17 protein-coding genes are annotated in these 17,642 nt (G+C 66.7%); 7 read left to right on the top strand and 10 right to left on the bottom strand.

The annotated features are described in order from the left end of the window. From istA to ACODSP_RS02445, 3 genes are all read right to left on the bottom strand, one after another. A partial coding sequence (istA, locus tag ACODSP_RS02435; RefSeq protein WP_488964042.1) for an IS21 family transposase occupies positions 1–1,324 on the bottom strand: 1,324 nt, incomplete at its 3' end. Positions 1,325–1,431: 107 nt separating this feature from the next. Beyond that, entirely contained in the window at positions 1,432–1,713 is a 282-nt protein-coding gene (locus ACODSP_RS02440) for a hypothetical protein (protein ID WP_488964043.1), read from the bottom strand. A gap of 552 nt (positions 1,714–2,265) precedes the next feature. Beyond that, positions 2,266–2,613, bottom strand: a complete 348-nt coding sequence (locus ACODSP_RS02445) for a hypothetical protein (protein WP_488964044.1) — start codon at positions 2,611–2,613, stop codon at positions 2,266–2,268. A 145-nt stretch (positions 2,614–2,758) separates the two neighbouring features. Here ACODSP_RS02445 and ACODSP_RS02450 point away from each other — a divergent pair, with 145 nt between their 5' ends. The 6 genes from ACODSP_RS02450 (at position 2,759) to ACODSP_RS02475 (ending at position 11,700) form a co-directional block, all read left to right on the top strand. After that, positions 2,759–3,058 (top strand): hypothetical protein, encoded by a 300-nt coding sequence (locus ACODSP_RS02450; RefSeq protein ID WP_488964045.1) that lies wholly within the window; start codon positions 2,759–2,761, stop codon positions 3,056–3,058. A 72-nt stretch (positions 3,059–3,130) separates the two neighbouring features. Then, positions 3,131–4,411: a TolC family protein gene (locus ACODSP_RS02455; protein WP_488964046.1), complete on the top strand. Its 1,281-nt coding sequence runs from the start codon at positions 3,131–3,133 to the stop codon at positions 4,409–4,411. Continuing rightward, complete coding sequence (locus ACODSP_RS02460) at positions 4,408–5,625, top strand: efflux RND transporter periplasmic adaptor subunit (protein WP_488964047.1); 1,218 nt, start codon at positions 4,408–4,410, stop codon at positions 5,623–5,625. Before ACODSP_RS02455 ends, ACODSP_RS02460 begins: the two co-directional genes overlap by 4 nt. Positions 5,626–5,636: 11 nt before the next feature. After that, positions 5,637–8,897 carry an efflux RND transporter permease subunit gene (locus tag ACODSP_RS02465; protein ID WP_488964048.1) on the top strand — a complete coding sequence of 1,087 codons (3,261 nt, stop codon included), beginning with the start codon at positions 5,637–5,639 and terminating at the stop codon, positions 8,895–8,897. A gap of 75 nt (positions 8,898–8,972) precedes the next feature. After that, the gene (locus ACODSP_RS02470) at positions 8,973–9,374 is read left to right on the top strand and encodes a hypothetical protein (protein ID WP_488964049.1); all 402 of its coding nucleotides are present in this window, start codon (positions 8,973–8,975) and stop codon (positions 9,372–9,374) included. Positions 9,375–9,681: 307 nt separating this feature from the next. Further along, positions 9,682–11,700: a heavy metal translocating P-type ATPase gene (locus ACODSP_RS02475; protein ID WP_488964050.1), complete on the top strand. Its 2,019-nt coding sequence runs from the start codon at positions 9,682–9,684 to the stop codon at positions 11,698–11,700. Positions 11,701–11,784: 84 nt separating this feature from the next. Here the strand turns inward: ACODSP_RS02475 and ACODSP_RS02480 are convergent, their stop codons facing one another. From ACODSP_RS02480 to ACODSP_RS02510, 7 genes are all read right to left on the bottom strand, one after another. After that, positions 11,785–12,459 (bottom strand): ArsR/SmtB family transcription factor, encoded by a 675-nt coding sequence (locus ACODSP_RS02480; protein WP_488964051.1) that lies wholly within the window; start codon positions 12,457–12,459, stop codon positions 11,785–11,787. 101 nt (positions 12,460–12,560) lie between these two features. Then, on the bottom strand, positions 12,561–13,358 hold the full coding sequence (locus tag ACODSP_RS02485; protein WP_488964052.1) for a nucleoside phosphorylase: 798 nt from the start codon (positions 13,356–13,358) through the stop codon (positions 12,561–12,563). Continuing rightward, on the bottom strand, positions 13,358–13,990 hold the full coding sequence (locus ACODSP_RS02490) for a class I SAM-dependent methyltransferase (RefSeq protein ID WP_488964053.1): 633 nt from the start codon (positions 13,988–13,990) through the stop codon (positions 13,358–13,360). Before ACODSP_RS02490 ends, ACODSP_RS02485 begins: the two co-directional genes overlap by 1 nt. Positions 13,991–14,158: 168 nt before the next feature. Then, a complete protein-coding gene (locus tag ACODSP_RS02495; protein WP_488964054.1) occupies positions 14,159–14,572 on the bottom strand; it encodes a hypothetical protein in 414 nt (137 codons plus the stop codon). 87 nt (positions 14,573–14,659) lie between these two features. Continuing rightward, a complete protein-coding gene (locus tag ACODSP_RS02500) occupies positions 14,660–14,926 on the bottom strand; it encodes a hypothetical protein (protein WP_488964055.1) in 267 nt (88 codons plus the stop codon). A 14-nt stretch (positions 14,927–14,940) separates the two neighbouring features. Beyond that, entirely contained in the window at positions 14,941–15,675 is a 735-nt protein-coding gene (locus tag ACODSP_RS02505) for a HupE/UreJ family protein (protein ID WP_488964056.1), read from the bottom strand. A 56-nt stretch (positions 15,676–15,731) separates the two neighbouring features. After that, positions 15,732–16,100, bottom strand: coding sequence for a hypothetical protein (locus ACODSP_RS02510; protein WP_488964057.1), 369 nt, complete (start codon positions 16,098–16,100; stop codon positions 15,732–15,734). Positions 16,101–16,309: 209 nt separating this feature from the next. On the opposite strand from ACODSP_RS02510, the gene ACODSP_RS02515 reads away from it, so the two are divergent. Next, positions 16,310–17,542, top strand: a complete 1,233-nt coding sequence (locus ACODSP_RS02515) for an MFS transporter (RefSeq protein ID WP_488964058.1) — start codon at positions 16,310–16,312, stop codon at positions 17,540–17,542. Positions 17,543–17,642 lie beyond the last annotated feature (100 nt).

Genomic DNA, 17,642 nt, shown 5'->3' on the forward strand with positions numbered 1-17,642 from the left:
CCAGCACCGCCTGCTCGTCGTGCTGCAGGACCAGGGCCAGGATATCGACCATGTCGCGATCACCACCGGGACGCCGCAGCATCTGATCCTGCAATCGCCGGAACCCCGACGGCAGGTCCGCGAAGGGGGCACCATTGCGCAATGCGCCGGGCTTACGCTGGACCACCGCCAGATAATGGCGCCAGTCATAAATTGTCCGGGGCATTTGACGGGATCGGTCAATCCAGCGTTCATGCTGGCACAGGATATTGCCCTCGGCCGCGACAACAAGCCGGTCCGGGTAGACCCGCAGGCTGACGGGCCGGTTCGCGAACGAGGCCGGCACGCTGTAGCGGTTGCGCTCGAAGCTGATCAGGCAGGTTGGTGAGACGCGCTTGCTCTGCTCAATGAACCCGTCAAACGGGAGCGGCACCGGCATCAGCGTGGACCGTTCCTCCGCCCAGATATCGGCAAGGGTCCCGACGAGACGACCATGCGGAATCTCCTGCCACAGCTCCAGGCAGCGCTGCTCAAGCCAGACATTCAGCGCGGCCAGGTCGGGAAAATCCGGTGTCGGCTGCCACAGCCGTGGCCGTGCATCCTGCACATTTTTCTCGACCTGCCCTTTCTCCCAGCCCGACGCCGGGTTGCAGAACGACGGCTCGAAGACATAGTGGTTGGCCATGGCCAGAAAGCGCAAATTGATCTGGCGCTCCTTGCCACGCCCGACGCGGTCCACCGCCGTGCGCATGTTGTCGTAGATGCCGCGCCCTGGCACGCCGCCGAAGACGCGGAAGCCATGCCAATGGGCGTCGAACAGCATTTCATGGGTTTGCAGTAGATAGGCGCGGACCAGGAACGCCCGGCTGTACGCCAGTTTGATATGCGCGACCTGCAATTTGGTACGATGACCGCCCAGCATGGCATAATCCTCGCTCCAGTCGAACTGGAAGGCCTCGCCGGGGCGAAAACTCAGCGGAACGAAAACGCCGCGCCCGGTCGTCTGCTGCTCGCGTTGCCGCTCCGCGCGCCATTCACGGGCAAAGGCCGCAACCCGGTTATAAGAACCGGTGAACCCCAGCGCGACCAGATCGGCGTGCATATGTTTCAAGGTTCGGCGCTGCTTGCGCGATGTGGAAGCCTCGGCCTTGAGCCAGCCTGCCAACTTGTCGGCGAACGGGTCCAGCTTGCTGGGTCGCTCCGGCACTGAGAACTTCGGTTCGATCGTCCCGGCGTTCAAATACTTCTTGATGGTATTCCGCGACAGACTGGTCCGGCGCGCGATCTCCCGGATCGCCACCTTCTCACGCAAGGCCAAACGGCGGATGACATTCAAAAGTCCCATGTGGATCACTCCTGTGCCCCCCGTCGCTCAATGCGCCGGGGGAAGGGTCACATGGGTCATTTCTCAATGGAAATAAGCCGCCATCCCGGGTCAGTTCCGCGTGGAAATCAACAGCGCATCACCAACGATGAAGCCGTATCCGGGTGCATGGGGTTGACAGTGGTCCGGGCGCGGCGGAAGGCCAAAACCCCGGCCAGGCAGATCAGGATCCCCAGGCAACCGAGCGCCGCGCACAGCCAGACCTGCCAAGGGTCGGTGGGGCGTGGCAGGTCTGTTATCGGTGGCAGCAACCACATCGCCAGCGCGGCGAGAAGGACCAGAGCCAAGGGCGGTACCTTCAGGGAAAGGGTTGGCCAGGGATGCGGCTGTGGCTGTCGGTTGTCTTCCATGATGTTTCCTCCTGTCAGGCTCGGCAGCGGTTCGTCCGCGCGAATGATCAGGTATGAGCCTAAAGCCTGTAGTTCCTACAGGGACAAGACTGAATCTTCCGCATCCTGATGAAATTGCCGCGGCCATATGCGCTGGACCGGCGGAACCGGAAGGGCGCTGGCGGCGACCGTGCCGGCAAACCGCCAGCGCCTTGTCCCTACATTCCGGGTTTCGGCTGCGAGGGCGATACCGGCGCGCACTCGCCTCGACGCCAACGGATGCTGTGCCATTTATGGCCGGTCGGGCGTGTGCCTACCTGCATCTGGCGTTGTCCGCTTTCACAGGAGCTGTCGGTAACTGTACGCGTCGGCGTGTCGGGGCCGGACGAGCATCCGGCCAGGAACATCGCGGCAAGCACGATGGTCGTCATGGTCTTCATGGTTTTTCCCCTATCGGGTTCGGGAACGCGGCATGCAGCCGGTTGCCGGCGGCAGTCGCGGCGCGTGGACGCGGTATGTACGGCAAGCCGTGTCCGGCATGCCGCGCGGATGGACGGCTTCTCGGCCTGGGCCTCAGGCTGTCCTTGGCGGGCGGTCTATGCGGATGCTGTTCTCTGGCAGTGTGAACCGCGCCGGCACCGCTCCCCCGCCGCCGATTGGCGGGAGGGAAACCAAGGCTGCCTGCGCCGGCAGCACGATGAGGAGATGGTGGCCGCCATCATGGCAGCGGTGCAGGCACACCCCATTCTCCTCGGCAGCGTGTTCCGGGGAATGCCGCGCGCCAGCCCCATCCTCATCGCGGTTATGGAACGCAGACGCCTCGACGGCAGGCCCGCCGACATCGAACGCCATTGCCGCCGCCGCATGGACGACGGTGAAGACGAGCATCAGGGACAGGATGGCGCAAACGATGCGGCGCATTGCTCTGGAGGCCCCAATGAGGGATCGACGCGACCCGCAAAGCCTATGCCCGGAAACGGACGGGAAGCAATCGCATTCCGCATCCTATCCGATTACGCAAAATACAGGCTTGCAAGAGCCGGGACCTGCACCTATTTTCTGGTCCATGCGTTTCCTGACCGTCCTGCTGCTTCTCGCGGCATTCCTGTTCAATGCCCCAGGCATCCATGCCGCGGACATCGGGAACTGTGACGTCCAGACGGTGGCTGCCGAAAGCAGCCACCCGGCCGGCAAGGCGCATGTCGACTACCATCATGGTTGCAGCCACATGCATGTGGCTGATCGGGCACGCGCGACCCGCGTTGCCGAGCCTGTGGTGTGGGAGCAGACCCGCTACGCGATGGACCCTGCACTTCCGCCGGCCAGTGCCGATCCGACCCTGCCTGACGAACCACCGCGCGCCTGACAAGCCGAATTCCGTCTGGGTGATGACCCCTTGGGTCCGCCCGCCATTCGCTTGTCCGCACGCGGAGCATCCATGCGCACGCACGTCGCAGCCGCCTTGGCGATGGTTTTCGCCTGGGCGCCGACGGCCGGGGCACAACAGTCCCAAGCCGCCGAACCCTCCACACTTTCCCCCTCATCCCCATCCGTCCTGACGCCGGAAACGGCCATCGCCCGCGCTCTGGAGGTGGCGCCGCGCACCGCTGCGGCCGCCGCACGCCTGCGGGCCGCCGGCGGGGCGGTCGATCAGGCCGACGTCCTGCCCAACCCCGAAATCTCGGTCGAGTTCGAGAATTTCAAGGGCAGCGGCCCCTATCGCGGCTATGGGAATACGGAAACCACCTACAGCCTGTCCCAGACGATCGAGCTGGGCGGCAAGCGCGGGGCTCGAGTTGGCTCGGCCCGGGCCGCCCGGTCCACCGCCGGCTTCGACCTGGCGGCTGCGAAGCTGGACCTGGTCCGAGACGTGCGCCAGGCTTTCACCGAGGCGGTCGCCGCTGATGCCGCCGTGACCCTGGCCGACGAGCAGTTGCGGTTGGCCGGGGAGGTGGAGCGGTCCACCCAGGCGCGGCTGGAGGCCGGCCGCGAAGCACCGATCCAACTCGGCCGTGCCGAGATCGCGCGGCGCCAAGCTCAGTTGGAACTGGAGCAGGCCAAGCGCCGGGCCGGGGCGGCCCGTCAGGTCCTGGCCGGACTTACCGGCATCGGCCAGGCCGGTCTCCAGCTGGAAGAGGACTGGTTCCGACGGCTCGACGCGACGGCTGCTGAAACGGCGGCGGAGTCCACGGAGCTGCTGCGCCGTCAGTCCGAACTGCGGCGCAGCCGCGCCGAGCTTGATGTGGAACGGTCCAAGGCCATTCCCGATGTGACGGTGTCCGGTGGCTTTCGCCGGTTCCGGGAGGGCCGTGACAATGCCTTCCTAGTCGGCGTCTCCGTTCCCATCCCGCTGTTCGACCAGAACCGCGGCGCCATCGAACGGGCGCGCGCCGAAGTGGTTGCCGCCGAGGCGGACCTGGCGGCCGAGCGCATCGACCAGGAGCGGCGCGTGACCGTCGCCCGCGCCAACCTGGACGCGTCGCGCGATACGGCTGCAGCCTTGCAGGAAAAGATCATTCCCACCGCCGAGCAGGCTTTCGCCGCCGCGCAGGAGGGTTATCGGCAAGGCAAGTTCTCATACCTGGAAATGCTTGAGGCGCAGCGCACGCTGTTTGATACGCGGCGCAACCTCATCGACACGCTCCAGGGCTTCCACAATGCGCGGGCCGAGCTTGAACGCCTGACCGCGACCGCCGAGGGCGGAGAGGTGACACCATGAACAAGAAGAACATCCTGATCGGCGTCTCGGTCCTGGCCCTGGCTGTCGCCGGCATCGGCTATTGGACCTTCAGCGGCAACGGCAAGCCCACCGCCCAACTGGCATCCGGCAAGGACGGCCATGGCGGCGAGGGCGAGGAAGGGCATGAGGATGAGGAAGGCGCCATCCACCTCACGGCCGAACAGATCAAAAAAGCCAACATCAAGGTCGTGGCCGCCGGTCCGGCCGAGGTTTCCCGGGAAATCCAGGTGATGGGCACCGTCGTGGCGGACGCCGATCGCATGACCCATGTCACGACACGGGTTCCCGGTGTCGTCATAGAGGTGCGCAAGCGCCTGGGCGAGCCGGTGACGGCAGGCGAGGTGCTGGCCGTCCTGGACAGCCGCGAGTTGGCCGACGCCAAGGCCGAATACATGTCCGCCCAGCGGCAGGAGGCGCTGGCCGCCACGACGCTGCGGCGTGAGGAAGACCTTTGGCGCAAGAAGGTGTCGGCGGAGCAGGATTATCTCGACGCCCGCACCAATGCTGAGACCAGCCGCATCACCCTGGACGCCACCCGCCAGCGCCTTGGTACGCTGGGCCTCACATCGGCGGAAATCGCGGACCTGTCGCGGCAAGGCGTTTCCAGCCTGAGCCGCCTGGAGGTTCGCGCCCCCATCGCCGGCCGCATCACCCGGCGCGAGCTGGTGCGCGGCGAATTGGCGGCGGCAGAGAAGGAAATCTTCACCATCGCCGACCTGTCCAAGGTCTGGGTGGAACTGCCGGTCTACGCAGCCGACTTGGCGCAGGTGCGCGAGGGGCAGTCTGTCACGCTGAAGGGCCAGGACGGCCGGACGGCACAGGGCACGGTCATCGCGGCCGGTGCCACGCTGGAGACACAGACGGGGGCGGCCCGCGTGGTGGCGGCCCTGGACAATGCCGAAGGGCAGTGGCGTCCAGGTGATTTCGGTACCGGCACCATCGTCGCCGGCGGGGAAAAGGCGGACGTCGCCGTTCCGGCATCGGCGCTGCAGACCCTGAACGGCGAGAATGTCGTCTTCGTGCGCAACGAGGAGGGGTTCCAGGCGCGGGCCGTTGAAATCGGCCGCCGCAACAGTGCCGCCGCCGAGATCACCTTCGGCCTGTTCCCCGGCGACCAGGTGGCGACGGGCAACACCTTCCTGCTGAAATCGGAAGCGTCGCGCGGCGCCGCCGAACATTCCCACGCGCATTGAGGAGCGGCGGCATGATCGAACGCGTCCTCAATTTCGCCATCCAGCGCCGCTTCCTTGTGGTGCTGCTCGTGGCGGTCGCCGCCGCATTCGGCGTGCAGTCGCTCCTGCGCCTGCCCATCGACGCGGTCCCCGACATCACCAACAACCAGATCCAGATCACCACCCTTGCCCCGGCCCTGTCGCCGTTCGAGATCGAGCAGCAGGTGACATATCCGGTGGAGACGGCCCTGGCCGGCATCGCCGGGCTGGAAAACACCCGTTCCATCTCCGTCAACGGCCTGTCGCAGGTGACGGCCATCTTCGGTGAGAAGGTGGACATCTATTTCGCCCGCCAGCAGGTGGGCGAGCGCCTGACCGAGGCCAAGGAGCAGTTGCCGCCGGGGTTGACACCCACGATGGGCCCGATCTCCACGGGCCTGGGCGAGATCTACATGTGGACGGTGGAGTATGCGCCGTTCGCCAAGGAGAAGGCCCAGGCTGGCAAGCAAGGCTGGCAGCCCGACGGCAGCTACCTGACCCCGGAGGGCGAGAAGCTGATGTCCGAGGCCGAGCGCGCCACCTATCTGCGCACGGTCCAGGACTGGATCGTCTCCCCGCAGATGAAGGGCGTGGCAGGCGTTGCCGGCATCGACACGATCGGCGGCTTTGTCCGCCAGTACCATGTCATGCCGGATCCGGCCCGGCTCATCTCCTTCGGGCTGACCTTCGCCGAATTGGGCGAGGCGTTGGAGCGCGCCAACCAGAGCCTGGGTGCCGGACAGCTTGAACGCAATGGCGAGCTGTTCATCGTCCGCTCCGACGGGCGCATCTCCACGGCGGCGCAGATCGCAGAGGTGGTCGTCGCCACGCGCGGCGGCGTGCCTGTCCGCCTGGGCGACGTCGCCACGGTCCAGACGGGGCAGGAAGTGCGCACCGGTTCAGCCAGCGAGAATGGCCGCGAGGTGGTGGTCGGCACGGCTTTGATGCTGATCGGCCAGAACAGCCGGACGGTGGCGGCGGCCGTGGATACCAAGCTGCAGGAGATCCGCCGCTCCCTGCCGGCCGACATCGTCGCCAAGACGGTGCTGGACCGCACCGACCTGGTGAATTCCACTATCAAGACCGTGGCCAAGAACCTGACGGAGGGGGCGCTGCTGGTCATCGCGGTGCTGTTCCTGCTGCTGGGCAATATCCGCGCGGCCCTGATCACGGCGCTCGTCATCCCCGTCACCATGCTGATGACGGCGACGGGCATGCTGGAGGCCGGGGTCAGCGCCAACCTGATGAGCCTGGGCGCACTTGATTTCGGCCTCATCGTCGACGGTGCCGTCATCATCGCGGAGAACTGCCTGCGACGGCTCGGGGAGCGGCAGCACCATCTGGGCCGGGTCCTGACCCTGAAGGAGCGGCTGGCCGAGGTGGGCATCGCCGCCAAGGAGATGATCCAGCCCTCGGTCTACGGCCAGGCCATCATCATCGTCGTCTATCTGCCGCTGCTGACCTTCACCGGCGTGGAAGGCAAGATGTTCCAGCCGATGGCGCTCACCGTCATCATCGCGCTGGTCGCCGCCTTCGTCCTGTCGCTCACCCTGGTTCCGGCGCTGATCGCCATCTTCGTCTCGGGCAAGGTGGAGGAGAAGGAAAACGCCATCATCCGGAAGGCCGGGGAGACCTACCGGCCGCTGTTGGACAAGGCCTTGAAGGCGCCCATGCGCATGGTAGCACTGGCCGCCCTGCTGTTTGCCGGCAGCCTGGTGCTGTTCACTCAACTGGGCCAGGAATTCATCCCGCAGCTGGATGAGGGCGACGTCGCCCTGAACGCCTTCCGCATCCCCAGCACCAACCTGGCCCAGGCGACGGGCCAGCAGCTGGAGATCGAGAAGGCCGTGACCGCGTTCCCGGAGGTGGCCTTCGCCTTTTCCAAGACCGGCACGGCCGAGATCGGAACGGACGTCATGCCGCCCGGCATCTCGCACATGTTCGTGATGCTGAAGCCGCGTGACCAATGGCCGAACCCCGGCCTGTCAAAAGCGGAACTGGTCCAGCGGCTGGAGAAGGCTGTGGGATCATTGCCCGGCCAGGTGTATGAGGTCAGCCAGCCCATCCAGTTGCGCTTCAACGAACTGCTGGCCGGCGTGCGCGGCGACGTCGCCATCAAGGTGTTCGGTGACGATTTCGACACGCTGCTGGCCACGGCCAACCAGATCGCCGGTGTGGTCCGGGGCATCGATGGTGCGGCCGACGTGCGGGTGGAACAGGTGTCCGGCGCTTCCTTCATGAATGTGGAGGTCGACCGGGCGCGCGCGGCGCGCTTCGGCCTGTCCGTGGCCGACGTGCAGGAGGTGGTGGCCATGGCCATCGGCGGCCGCGAGGCCGGCATGGTCTATCAGGGCGACCGCCGCTTCGACATTGTCACCCGCCTGCCGGATGCATTGCGCAACGATCCGGTGGCGCTGGCCTCCATCCCGATTCCGCTGTCGGGCGAGGTCGCCGGGGACGAGGGCGGGCCGGCCATGCGGACGGTGCCGCTGGGCGAGGTGGCCCGCTTCAACTTCACGGAGGGACCGAACCAGATCAGCCGCGAGAACGGCAAGCGCCGCATCGTGGTGCAGGCCAATGTTCGCGGCCGCGACATCGGCTCCTTTGTCCTGGACGCGCAGTCCAAGATAGCCGGTCAGGTCCAGGTGCCCGCTGGCTACTGGGTCAATTGGGGCGGGCAGTTCGAGAACCTGATCGCGGCGCGCGAGCGTCTGTCGATCGTGGTGCCGGCCTGCTTCGCCCTGATCTTCCTGCTGCTTTACAGCGCTCTCGGGTCGGCGCGGGACGCGGCTCTGGTGTTCAGCGGCGTGCCGCTGGCGCTGACCGGCGGCATCCTGGCCCTTTTCCTGCGCGGCATGCCGTTCTCCATCTCCGCCGCCGTGGGGATGATCGCGCTGTCGGGCATCGCCGTGCTGAACGGGCTGGTCATGCTCTCCTACATCCGCCAACTCCGCCTGGGCGGGAAAAGCCTGGAGGATGCGGTGCGGGAAGGGGCGCAGACCCGACTGCGTCCCGTGCTGATGACGGCTCTGGTGGCCAGCCTGGGCTTCGTACCCATGGCCTTGTCCACCAGCGTGGGTGCGGAGGTGCAGAGGCCCATCGCCACCGTCGTCATCGGCGGCCTGATCACCGCCACGCTGCTGACCCTGCTGGTCCTGCCTGCCCTTTACCGCCGCTTCGCCGGACCGGTCGTGAGCGGGGAGGCGGAGGACGAGCCCGTGCCGACGGCACCGGGTCCGCACCCCACCGCCTGACATTTTCCGATCCTAATCGACGACAGCCCCGGTTGCCTGCGGGCGCCGGGGCCCCAACCCTGAAGGAGACATACCATGTTGAAGCCGTTTCTGATCGCCGCCAGCCTCTGCCTGCTGCCCGCCGCTGCCATGGCGCAGGACAGCCATGGCCACGACCACACCGCCAAGGGGCCGCATGGCGGCATCGTCAAGGAAGTGGGCGGGCAGGACGCCGAACTGGTCGTGGGCGACGGCACCGTCACCCTCTACCTGCTCGATGGCAAGACGGGTGCCCTGGCACCGGTCGACGGTGCCCAGGCCAGCGTCCTGTTCACGCAAGGCGCTGCCCGCAAGGGAACCCTCGTCCTCCAGGCGGCCGGTGACAAGCTGGAAGCCAAGGGTGCGGTGCCGGAAGGGGCCGACATTGTCGTCAGCCTGCGCACCAAGTCCGGCAAGAGCGGCCAGGCCAAGTTCGAGCTGGGCGGTCACGGCCATTGAGGGTCGGGAAGCCGGCGGCGCGGCCAACGCTGCCGGCTTTCCCATTTGGGGAGCATGTCCGATGGGGCGTCGTATCAGGCCCTCGCGGAGGGAGATTGCCAGGGGCTCCAGTCTGATCGGCGGGCGGCAGGCACGTCCGGCTGCGGTGGAGAAAGCCATGCTCCGGCGGAAGCGGACGAAGCGCCTCCGTCATGATGGCGTGGCGCTGGCCATCATGGGCGCGCTTCTCCTGTTGGGACTGGCCCTGGACCATCTGGTAAGCGGTTGAATCCGAAGACGCGCCGCCAAAGCCGGCGAGGAGAGCATCATGCAGGAACAATCGCACGAATGTGACGGGCACGAAGCCGGCGCGCATGACCACAAGCCCGGCGGCGACCATGAGCATGACCATGGCGGCATCTTTGGCTCCCGCACGGAACTGGTCTTCTCGCTCCTGTGCGGCGCCGCCCTCGGCCTGGGCGTCCTTCTCGAATATGCGATGCCTGGGGCGCCCGGCTGGATCAGCCTCGCCCTGTTCATCGCGGCCTATGTCTTCGGTGGCTGGTTCACGGGGCGGGAGGCGCTGGAGAACCTGTGGAACAAGCGTTTCGAGATCGACACGCTGATGCTGGTGGCCGCCGCCGGCGCCGCGGCGCTGGGGGCCTGGGCGGAGGGCGCGCTGCTGCTGTTCCTGTTCAGCCTGGGCCATGCGCTGGAACATTACGCCATGGGCCGCGCCAAGCGCGCCATGGAGGCGCTGGCGGCACTGGCCCCGCGTACGGCCATGGTCCGCCGGGACGGGGAAGTGATCGAACTGCCGGTGGAGGAACTGGCCATCGGTGACATCGTCATCGTCAAGCCCGACACCCGCCTGCCGGCCGACGGTTTCGTCATCGCCGGCACCAGCAGCGTCAACCAGGCCCCCGTGACAGGGGAGAGCATACCCGTTGACAAGCAGCCGGTGGCCGATCCGGCCGAGGCCCGCGTCAATCTGGACAGGCTGACGGCAGCCACCCGCGTCTTCGCCGGCACGGTCAACGGCGGCGGCTCGCTGGAGGTGGAGGTCACCAAGCGCGCCGACGACAGCACCCTGGCCCGCTTGGTCCGGCTGGTCAGCGAGGCGGAAAGCCAGAAATCACCGACCCAGCGTCTGACCGACACGTTCGAGCGCTTCTTCGTGCCGGCGGTGCTGGGGCTGGCCGTGTTGCTGCTGTTCGCCTGGGTCGTGGTGGACGAGCCGTTCCGCGACAGTTTCTACCGCGCCATGGCGGTGCTGGTGGCGGCCAGCCCCTGCGCACTGGCCATCGCCACGCCCAGCGCCGTGCTGTCCGGCGTGGCCCGCGCCGCGCGGGGCGGGGTGCTGGTCAAGGGCGGAGGGCCGCTGGAGACCCTGGGTTCGGTCACCGCCATCGCCTTCGACAAGACCGGCACCCTGACCGAGGGACGCCCCCGCATCACGGATGTGATCACGGCCGAGGGCGTGGCGGAAGCCGACCTGCTGGCCGTGGCCGTCGCCGTGGAGAGCCTCAGCGACCATCCCCTCGCCCGTGCCATCGTGCGCGATGGCAAGGAACGGCTGGCGGGGCGGCCGGTGGCTGCGGCCGGCAGCCTGGACAGCCTGACCGGACGCGGGGTCAGCGCCATGCTCGACGGCGAGAAGGTGCTGATCGGCAAGGCGGAGATGTTCGGCAATGACGGTATCGCCCCGCTTTCCGCCGCCACGGCGACGGCGGTGGAGGATCTGCGGGAGAAGGGCCGCACCACCATGGTGGTGCGGCGTGGCGATCGCGACCTGGGCGTCGTCGGCCTGATGGACACGCCCCGCAAGGCGGCGGTCGACACGATGCGCCGGCTGCGGGCGCTGGGCGTGCAGCGCATGGTCATGATCTCCGGCGACAACCAGCGCGTGGCCACCGCCGTCGCGGCGGAAGTGGGGCTGAGCGAGGCGCGGGGCGACCTGATGCCGGAGGACAAGGTGGCAACCATCCGGGCGCTGAAGGCCGAACAGCCGGTGGCCATGGTGGGCGACGGCGTGAACGACGCCCCCGCCATGGCCAGCGCTTCGGTGGGCGTGGCCATGGGGGCGGCTGGGTCGGACGTGGCGCTGGAGACGGCCGACGTGGCCCTGATGGCCGACGACTTGTCGCACCTGCCCTTCGCCATCGGCCTCAGCCGACAGGCCCGCTCCATCATCCGTCAGAACGTCTTCGCCAGTCTGGGCGTGGTGGCCCTGCTGGTGCCGGCCACCATCCTGGGACTGGGCATCGGCCCCGCCGTCGCCATGCATGAGGGATCGACGCTGCTGGTCGTGTTCAACGCCTTGCGGCTGCTGGTTTACAGGGAGTGAGGAAGACCGCGCCGGACACGCCCACCGGGGCCGTCACCACCGCAACCACTTCCGGGTTCACCTGATGGAACCCGCCGGCGAACCTCAGCCCGGACTGTGGATCTCCACGGCCAGGCCGCCCACTTTCCAGTCTGGGAATCCGTCCTCCAGGCGTGCGGCCCGGTATCCCTTTTCGCGCAGAACCGCGACGGCCTCGAACGACAGGACGCAGTAAGGGCCGCGACAATAGGCGACGATCTCCGTATCCTTCGGCAACTCGTCCAGCCGGCTGGCCAGTTCGGCCAGCGGAATGTTGCGCGCGCCCGGCAGATGCCCGCGCTCGAACTCGTCCTGGCGCCGTACATCCAGCACGGTGACCAAGCCGTCGTCCATGCGGCTGAGCAATTCCTCGCGCGACACGGCTTCCATCTGGTCACGGGCATGGAAGTAGTCCCGGATCACGCGGCCTACCTCTGCGACATTGCGCTCCCCCACCTGGCCAAGCGCCCGCATCAGCCCGACGACCTCTCCGTCATTGGCAAGGCTGTAATGGATGTGCTTTCCGTTCCGTTCGGTCTCTACGAGGTTCGCGCGCCGCAGGATCTGGAGATGGCGGGATGTATTGGCGACGGACAGGTCCGACAAGCCCGCCAGTTCCTCCACCGAGCGGCGGCCCTGCGCCAGCAGATCCAGCAGTTCCAGCCGATTGGCGTGCGCGATGGCCTGTGCCACCTCCGCCAGCTTCTCGAAAATCTGGAATTTGGGTCCTGAGGTTGACAAGCTGACCTCGTCGATAGATCAATCTTGGAATTGATTGAATGACCGGTAGCATGGTTGCGACCATGGGGCAAGCATGCATGGACTTCCGGTGTCCGTCGCCGTCACCGGTTCCACGCCTCCGCGACGGCATGGACGAGGGCGAGCGAGGCGACGGCCCCATTTGCTTCGCCCTTTTCGAAATCCCCGGTCTGACCCATCTGGTTGGTGACGTGGGCAAAGCACAGCACGGGCTTGCCGCGGGCGCGGGAGAAGGCATACAGCGCGGCCGCCTCCATCTCGACGGCCAGGATGCCCTGCGCACGCGCCGCCTCGATGGCTTGCGCGGTTTCACGATAGGGTGCATCGGTGGTCCAGGTCGCTCCGCGTTCCACCGGCTCCCCCACGCGGGACAGCGCTCGCGCGATGGAAGCGATGAGTGCGGGGTCGGCCTCGGCATAGTCCGAGGCGGGCAGGTAGTGGTAGCTGGTGCCCTCGTCCCGGAGCGCCCGTTCGATGAGGATGAAATAGGGTGGGGGGCGAAGCGCCTTGATCTGCCCGGACGAGGTGATGCTGATCAGCAGGCGGCAGCCGGAAGCGAACATCTGCTCCGCCAGCAGCACCGCATAGGAAGCGCCCACGGCGCAGCCGACGATGCCGAACTCCCGCCCTCCCTGCTCGAAACTGTACATCTCGCTGTGATAGCAGGCCCACCCGGTGGTGCGTCTCGAACGGCCAGTGGCATGAAGATGCCGCACGATGTCCCCGTCCGGATCAAGGATGCAAACCTCCGGCACCACCATATCCGGCACGTCCTTCTGCCGGCGCGCCTCGCGCAGGAGGCTTTCCGGCGTGAAGGCGGAGGGCGCGTCATGCTGCTTTTCGCGCAGGATGGGTGGGAGGCTGCCGCCGATCGGGGACATCAGGACCTCGCAATGGGCTGGTGGCGGAAGATGCTGAACTGGAAGGACTGCGTGGAGCCCCAGGGCGTGGCATGCAGGTGCCGTTGCGTGCCTGTCAGCTGGAACGCGGGACCGAGCGTTTCGGCCAGGCTGTCGGCATCGTACCGGACCACCGGCAGGCCGCTGCAACGCTCCGGCCCGTCCGGGGCGAAGGTCGCGATGATGGCATGGCCGCCGGGTTTCAGGGCTTGGGAGAGACGGGCGATGTAAGCCTCGCGATCCGCGGCGGCGGTGAGGAAATGGAAGGCGGCCCGGTCGTGCCAAACCGCGTAGGTGCGATCCGGCTCCCACTTGGTGACGTCCGCCACGATCCATTGCACATGGTCGCCTGTGCTGTCGATCCGGGCCTTGGCGGCGGTCAAGGCCGACGATGACAGATCCAGCACCGTCGCATCCCGGTATCCGCGGTGAAGCAGCGCATCGATCAGGCGCGAAGCGCCGCCACCAATGTCGATAATGGCGTCCGGTGCCACGGCGCAGCCTTCGATCAGGCCCAGCGAAGGTTCGGGACTATCCTGAAACCAGCTGACTTCCTGTTCGCCCTTCGTCTGGTAGGTGGATTGCCAATGCTCTTGGCGATCTTCCGGATGCATGGGGCTTCCTTCTCGGGACGGCCCTGGGGAAAGGGCGGCGGGCAGAGACTTGCGATCCCGCCTCTTAGCATGGGCCTGGAAGCTTTACATTAAATCATTCTGATGAATGTTATTTCGATGGTAAGCCATTGTAAGGCCGGCGGGCGGAGGAGCCCGCCGGCCAGCTCGTCACATCACACGCTTGAACTTGGTGTAGTCGCCGGTGGCGCGGACCGTGATGGTGACGTCCTTGTCACCACGGTTGCGCCAGAACCAGCCATGATGGCCGTCGAAGGCCGCGACGATCTCGCCTTCACCGCTGGCAGCACCACGGCCCTTTTCATAGGAATGGACCTTGTCGGGGGCGGCGAAGGATTCGCCATGGGTGTCGAAATTCACCACCCCGCCGTCGGCCTTCCAGGAGAACTGGAGTTTCGCACCCTGCTTCATCTCCACCTTGACCTCGGCACCCTTGTCGGGGGCCAGCGTCAGGGTCATCTCGTCGCCATCATGCTCCGCCTCGCCATGCACATGGTCGGCATGGGCCAGGACGGTGACGGGCAGCAGGCACAGGCCGGCGGCGATCAGAAACGGCTTCAGCATCGGTTCATTCCTTCATGTTCCAGGGGCCGCGCCCTGCCTCGCGGGCATGCCGGCGCGTCGGGTTGCATCAGGGTTGCTATCAGCGGATCACGGTGCGGAAGCGGGCTGGGGGGCGGCCTGCTCCCGGTCGGTCTTGGCGTCGGCTTCCGCCTCTGCGGCCAGTTCGGCCTTGATCTCGCCCATCTCCGTCAGGCCCAGCAGCTTGCCGATGCCAGTGGGGTCGATGGCGTATTCCGACGGCAGCACGACGGTGACCAGCAGGATGGCCGCGGTGACCAGGGCGATGGCGGTGGAGCGCAGGAGCTGACCGGAGGTCGGCAGCTCCGCCTGGGTGGGGATGTTGGTGTTGTACATGGTCTGGCTCTTTCTCAGGACGAGATGGCCCAGCCGGTCAGCTGATACCCGATCAGCATGAACCCGGCGGTCATCATCGCGACGTTGGCGGTATAGGCATGGCGCCAGAAGCCGGCGGTGCGGCGCCAATAGCCCATGACGATCAGGATGGCGCCCAGGGCCAGAAGCTGGCCGATCTCGACCCCGACATTGAAGGCCAGCAGGTTGGGGACCAGCCCATCCGGCGAGACGTCATATTCGCGGATCTTGGTGGCCAGCCCCAGCCCGTGGAACAGGCCGAAGACCGGCGTCGCCACCTTGGTGTTGGGCTGGAAGCCCAGCCAGCGCTGATAGGCGCCCAGATTGTCCAGCGCCTTGTAGACCACCGACAGGCCGATGATGGCGTCGATCAGGTAGCCGTTGACATTGGTGTCGAACAGGACGCCCAGCAGCATCGTCGTGGAATGGCCCACGGCGAAGAGGCTGACATAGAGGCCGATATGTTTCAGCCGGTGGAGGAAGAAGATCACCCCGAACAGAAACAGGATGTGATCGTAGCCGGTCACCATGTGCTTGGCGCCGAGATAGAGGAAGGGCAGGAGATGTACGCCCGTGATTTCCTGGATATAGCCCTTGTCGCCCTGCGTGACGGCATGGGCCAGCGCATCTCCGTTGCCGAAGATCAGCACCATGCCCAGCAACGCAAGCAACAGGGCGCGCGGCCGCAAGACGGCATCATGCCGTCCGGCCTTCGATGGAAGCCCGTTCATGGGTTGAGGTTCCGTTGTCTATGGATACAGGCGACCGCGCGAGCGCGCGGCCATGATCATGCGGACAGGACGGAACGGGGCGGGCGGTCCAGCGAATAGAGCGGCGAGCTATAGGCGGGCGAGGCAACCCCACCCTGCCAGTCGGTACGGAACATGACGGGGGCGACGCTGCCGGGCGGTGCCACGCCGGTCATGGCCACATGGGAATGGTCGCCGGCGTTATGGCTGTGGGTATGGGCCGCGGCATGGTCATCCCAGACCTCGAAGCCATCCTCGTCATGCCAATGGCCGTGATGCTCGATTTCGGCGACGGCCACACGGGGAAGATGGGCGGCACTGCCATGATGGGCGAGCGACAGGATACCCGTTGCCATCGCCAGAAAGGCGATGAGCCGGAAGGCCTTGAGCAAAGGGTGCCGCGACATCTCGTTGCCACCAACCGTCAAGAGGGGGACGCCAAGCCGGATCGGGCGTTCCCAAGGGCGCCGCCGAACCTGGAGCAGGGATAGCCGATGGCCGGGGACCGGTCAACCATGTCGGGTTTGAGGTGTGCTTGCCATATCCCCTCCAGGGGGATAGCATATTGCTCATCATGCGTGCTTGCGCTTAGCCCGCCTACCCTGGAAGAAATCCCGTGCTTTCTCCCTTGCTGAACCGGACCTACCGGCATCTTTTCGCAGCACAGGTCGTGGCCCTGGTGGGTACCGGGCTGTTGACCGTGGCCCTGGGGCTGCTGGCCTATGATCTGGCTGGAGCCGATGCCGGGGCGGTACTGGGCACGGCCCTGGCCATCAAGATGGTGGCCTATGTCGGGGTGGCGCCTGTAGCGGGCGCCTTCGCCGACCGGCTGCCCCGGCGCAGCTTCCTGGTGGCCATGGATCTGGTACGGGCGGTGATCGCCCTGTCGCTGCCCTTCGTCACCGAGATCTGGCAGATCTATGTGTTGATCTTCTTGCTGCAATCGGCGTCGGCCGCCTTTACGCCGACCTTCCAGGCCACGATCCCGGATGTGCTGCCCGAGGAGGCCGAATATACCAAGGCCCTGTCGCTGGCGCGGCTGGCATACGATCTGGAAAGCCTTGCCAGCCCGACCCTGGCGGCGGCCTTGCTGACGGTCGCCACATACCACGACCTGTTCGCGGGCACGGTGGTCGGCTTCATCGGATCGGCCTTGCTGGTGGCATCGACCAGCCTCGCCAGGCCCAAGGCTGGGCAGGACAGGGGCGGCATCTATGACCGGACGACGCGGGGTATGCGCATCTACCTGCGCACCCCCCGCCTGCGCGGCCTGCTGGCTTTCAACGGCACCGTCGCCGCTGCCGGCGCCATGGTCATCGTCAATACGGTCGTGCTGGTGCGCGGCCTGCTGGGCGGGACGGATTCCGACGTGGCCATGGTGCTGGCCGCTTATGGCGCCGGCTCCATAACCATGGCGTTCCTGCTGCCGCGATTGCTGGAAAGGGTGACGGACCGGACCATCATGTTGGCGGGTGCCTGGGTGCTGACCGGCGGTCTGCTGATGCTGGCGGCGATCCTGGCCAGCGGCGTCATTGCGGCGGACGGCAAGTCTCCTTTCCTGGTGCTGATGCCGGCCTGGTTCGTGCTGGGTGCCGCCAACGCCGCCGTGCTGACGCCGTCGGGCCGGCTGCTGCGCCGCTCCGCCGAAGCCGGCGACCGACCGGCCATCTTCGCGGCGCAGTTTGCCCTCTCCCATGCCTGCTGGCTGGCCACATACCCGCTGGCCGGCTGGCTGGGCGCGACCGGCGGGCTGGGGATCGCCTGCGCGGTGCTGGGTGTGCTGGCCACCGTGACAACGATGATTGCCGCGCGGATCTGGTCCGGCGACGGCATAGGCTCTGCGAACTGATCAAATCGACGGAATGCCCCCTCCGCCCCTGGCTATGCAAGGGCGGAGGGGGCATGGCTTTACCTGACCTCCTTCATGGGCTGCGCTACCGTCAGGAGGC

It is taken from the genome of Niveispirillum sp. FG156, assembly GCF_057809555.1.

What these genes read in the sequence shown, in the direction of transcription:
- ACODSP_RS02440 (WP_488964043.1), bottom strand. Translation starts at nt 1,713, where the DNA reads ATGGAAGACAACCGACAGCCACAGCCGCATCCCTGGCCAACCCTTTCC.
- ACODSP_RS02445 (WP_488964044.1), bottom strand. Translation starts at nt 2,613, where the DNA reads ATGCGCCGCATCGTTTGCGCCATCCTGTCCCTGATGCTCGTCTTCACC.
- ACODSP_RS02450 (WP_488964045.1), top strand. Translation starts at nt 2,759, where the DNA reads ATGCGTTTCCTGACCGTCCTGCTGCTTCTCGCGGCATTCCTGTTCAAT.
- ACODSP_RS02455 (WP_488964046.1), top strand. Translation starts at nt 3,131, where the DNA reads ATGCGCACGCACGTCGCAGCCGCCTTGGCGATGGTTTTCGCCTGGGCG.
- ACODSP_RS02460 (WP_488964047.1), top strand. Translation starts at nt 4,408, where the DNA reads ATGAACAAGAAGAACATCCTGATCGGCGTCTCGGTCCTGGCCCTGGCT.
- ACODSP_RS02465 (WP_488964048.1), top strand. Translation starts at nt 5,637, where the DNA reads ATGATCGAACGCGTCCTCAATTTCGCCATCCAGCGCCGCTTCCTTGTG.
- ACODSP_RS02470 (WP_488964049.1), top strand. Translation starts at nt 8,973, where the DNA reads ATGTTGAAGCCGTTTCTGATCGCCGCCAGCCTCTGCCTGCTGCCCGCC.
- ACODSP_RS02475 (WP_488964050.1), top strand. Translation starts at nt 9,682, where the DNA reads ATGCAGGAACAATCGCACGAATGTGACGGGCACGAAGCCGGCGCGCAT.
- ACODSP_RS02485 (WP_488964052.1), bottom strand. Translation starts at nt 13,358, where the DNA reads ATGTCCCCGATCGGCGGCAGCCTCCCACCCATCCTGCGCGAAAAGCAG.
- ACODSP_RS02490 (WP_488964053.1), bottom strand. Translation starts at nt 13,990, where the DNA reads ATGCATCCGGAAGATCGCCAAGAGCATTGGCAATCCACCTACCAGACG.
- ACODSP_RS02495 (WP_488964054.1), bottom strand. Translation starts at nt 14,572, where the DNA reads ATGCTGAAGCCGTTTCTGATCGCCGCCGGCCTGTGCCTGCTGCCCGTC.
- ACODSP_RS02500 (WP_488964055.1), bottom strand. Translation starts at nt 14,926, where the DNA reads ATGTACAACACCAACATCCCCACCCAGGCGGAGCTGCCGACCTCCGGT.
- ACODSP_RS02505 (WP_488964056.1), bottom strand. Translation starts at nt 15,675, where the DNA reads ATGAACGGGCTTCCATCGAAGGCCGGACGGCATGATGCCGTCTTGCGG.
- ACODSP_RS02510 (WP_488964057.1), bottom strand. Translation starts at nt 16,100, where the DNA reads ATGTCGCGGCACCCTTTGCTCAAGGCCTTCCGGCTCATCGCCTTTCTG.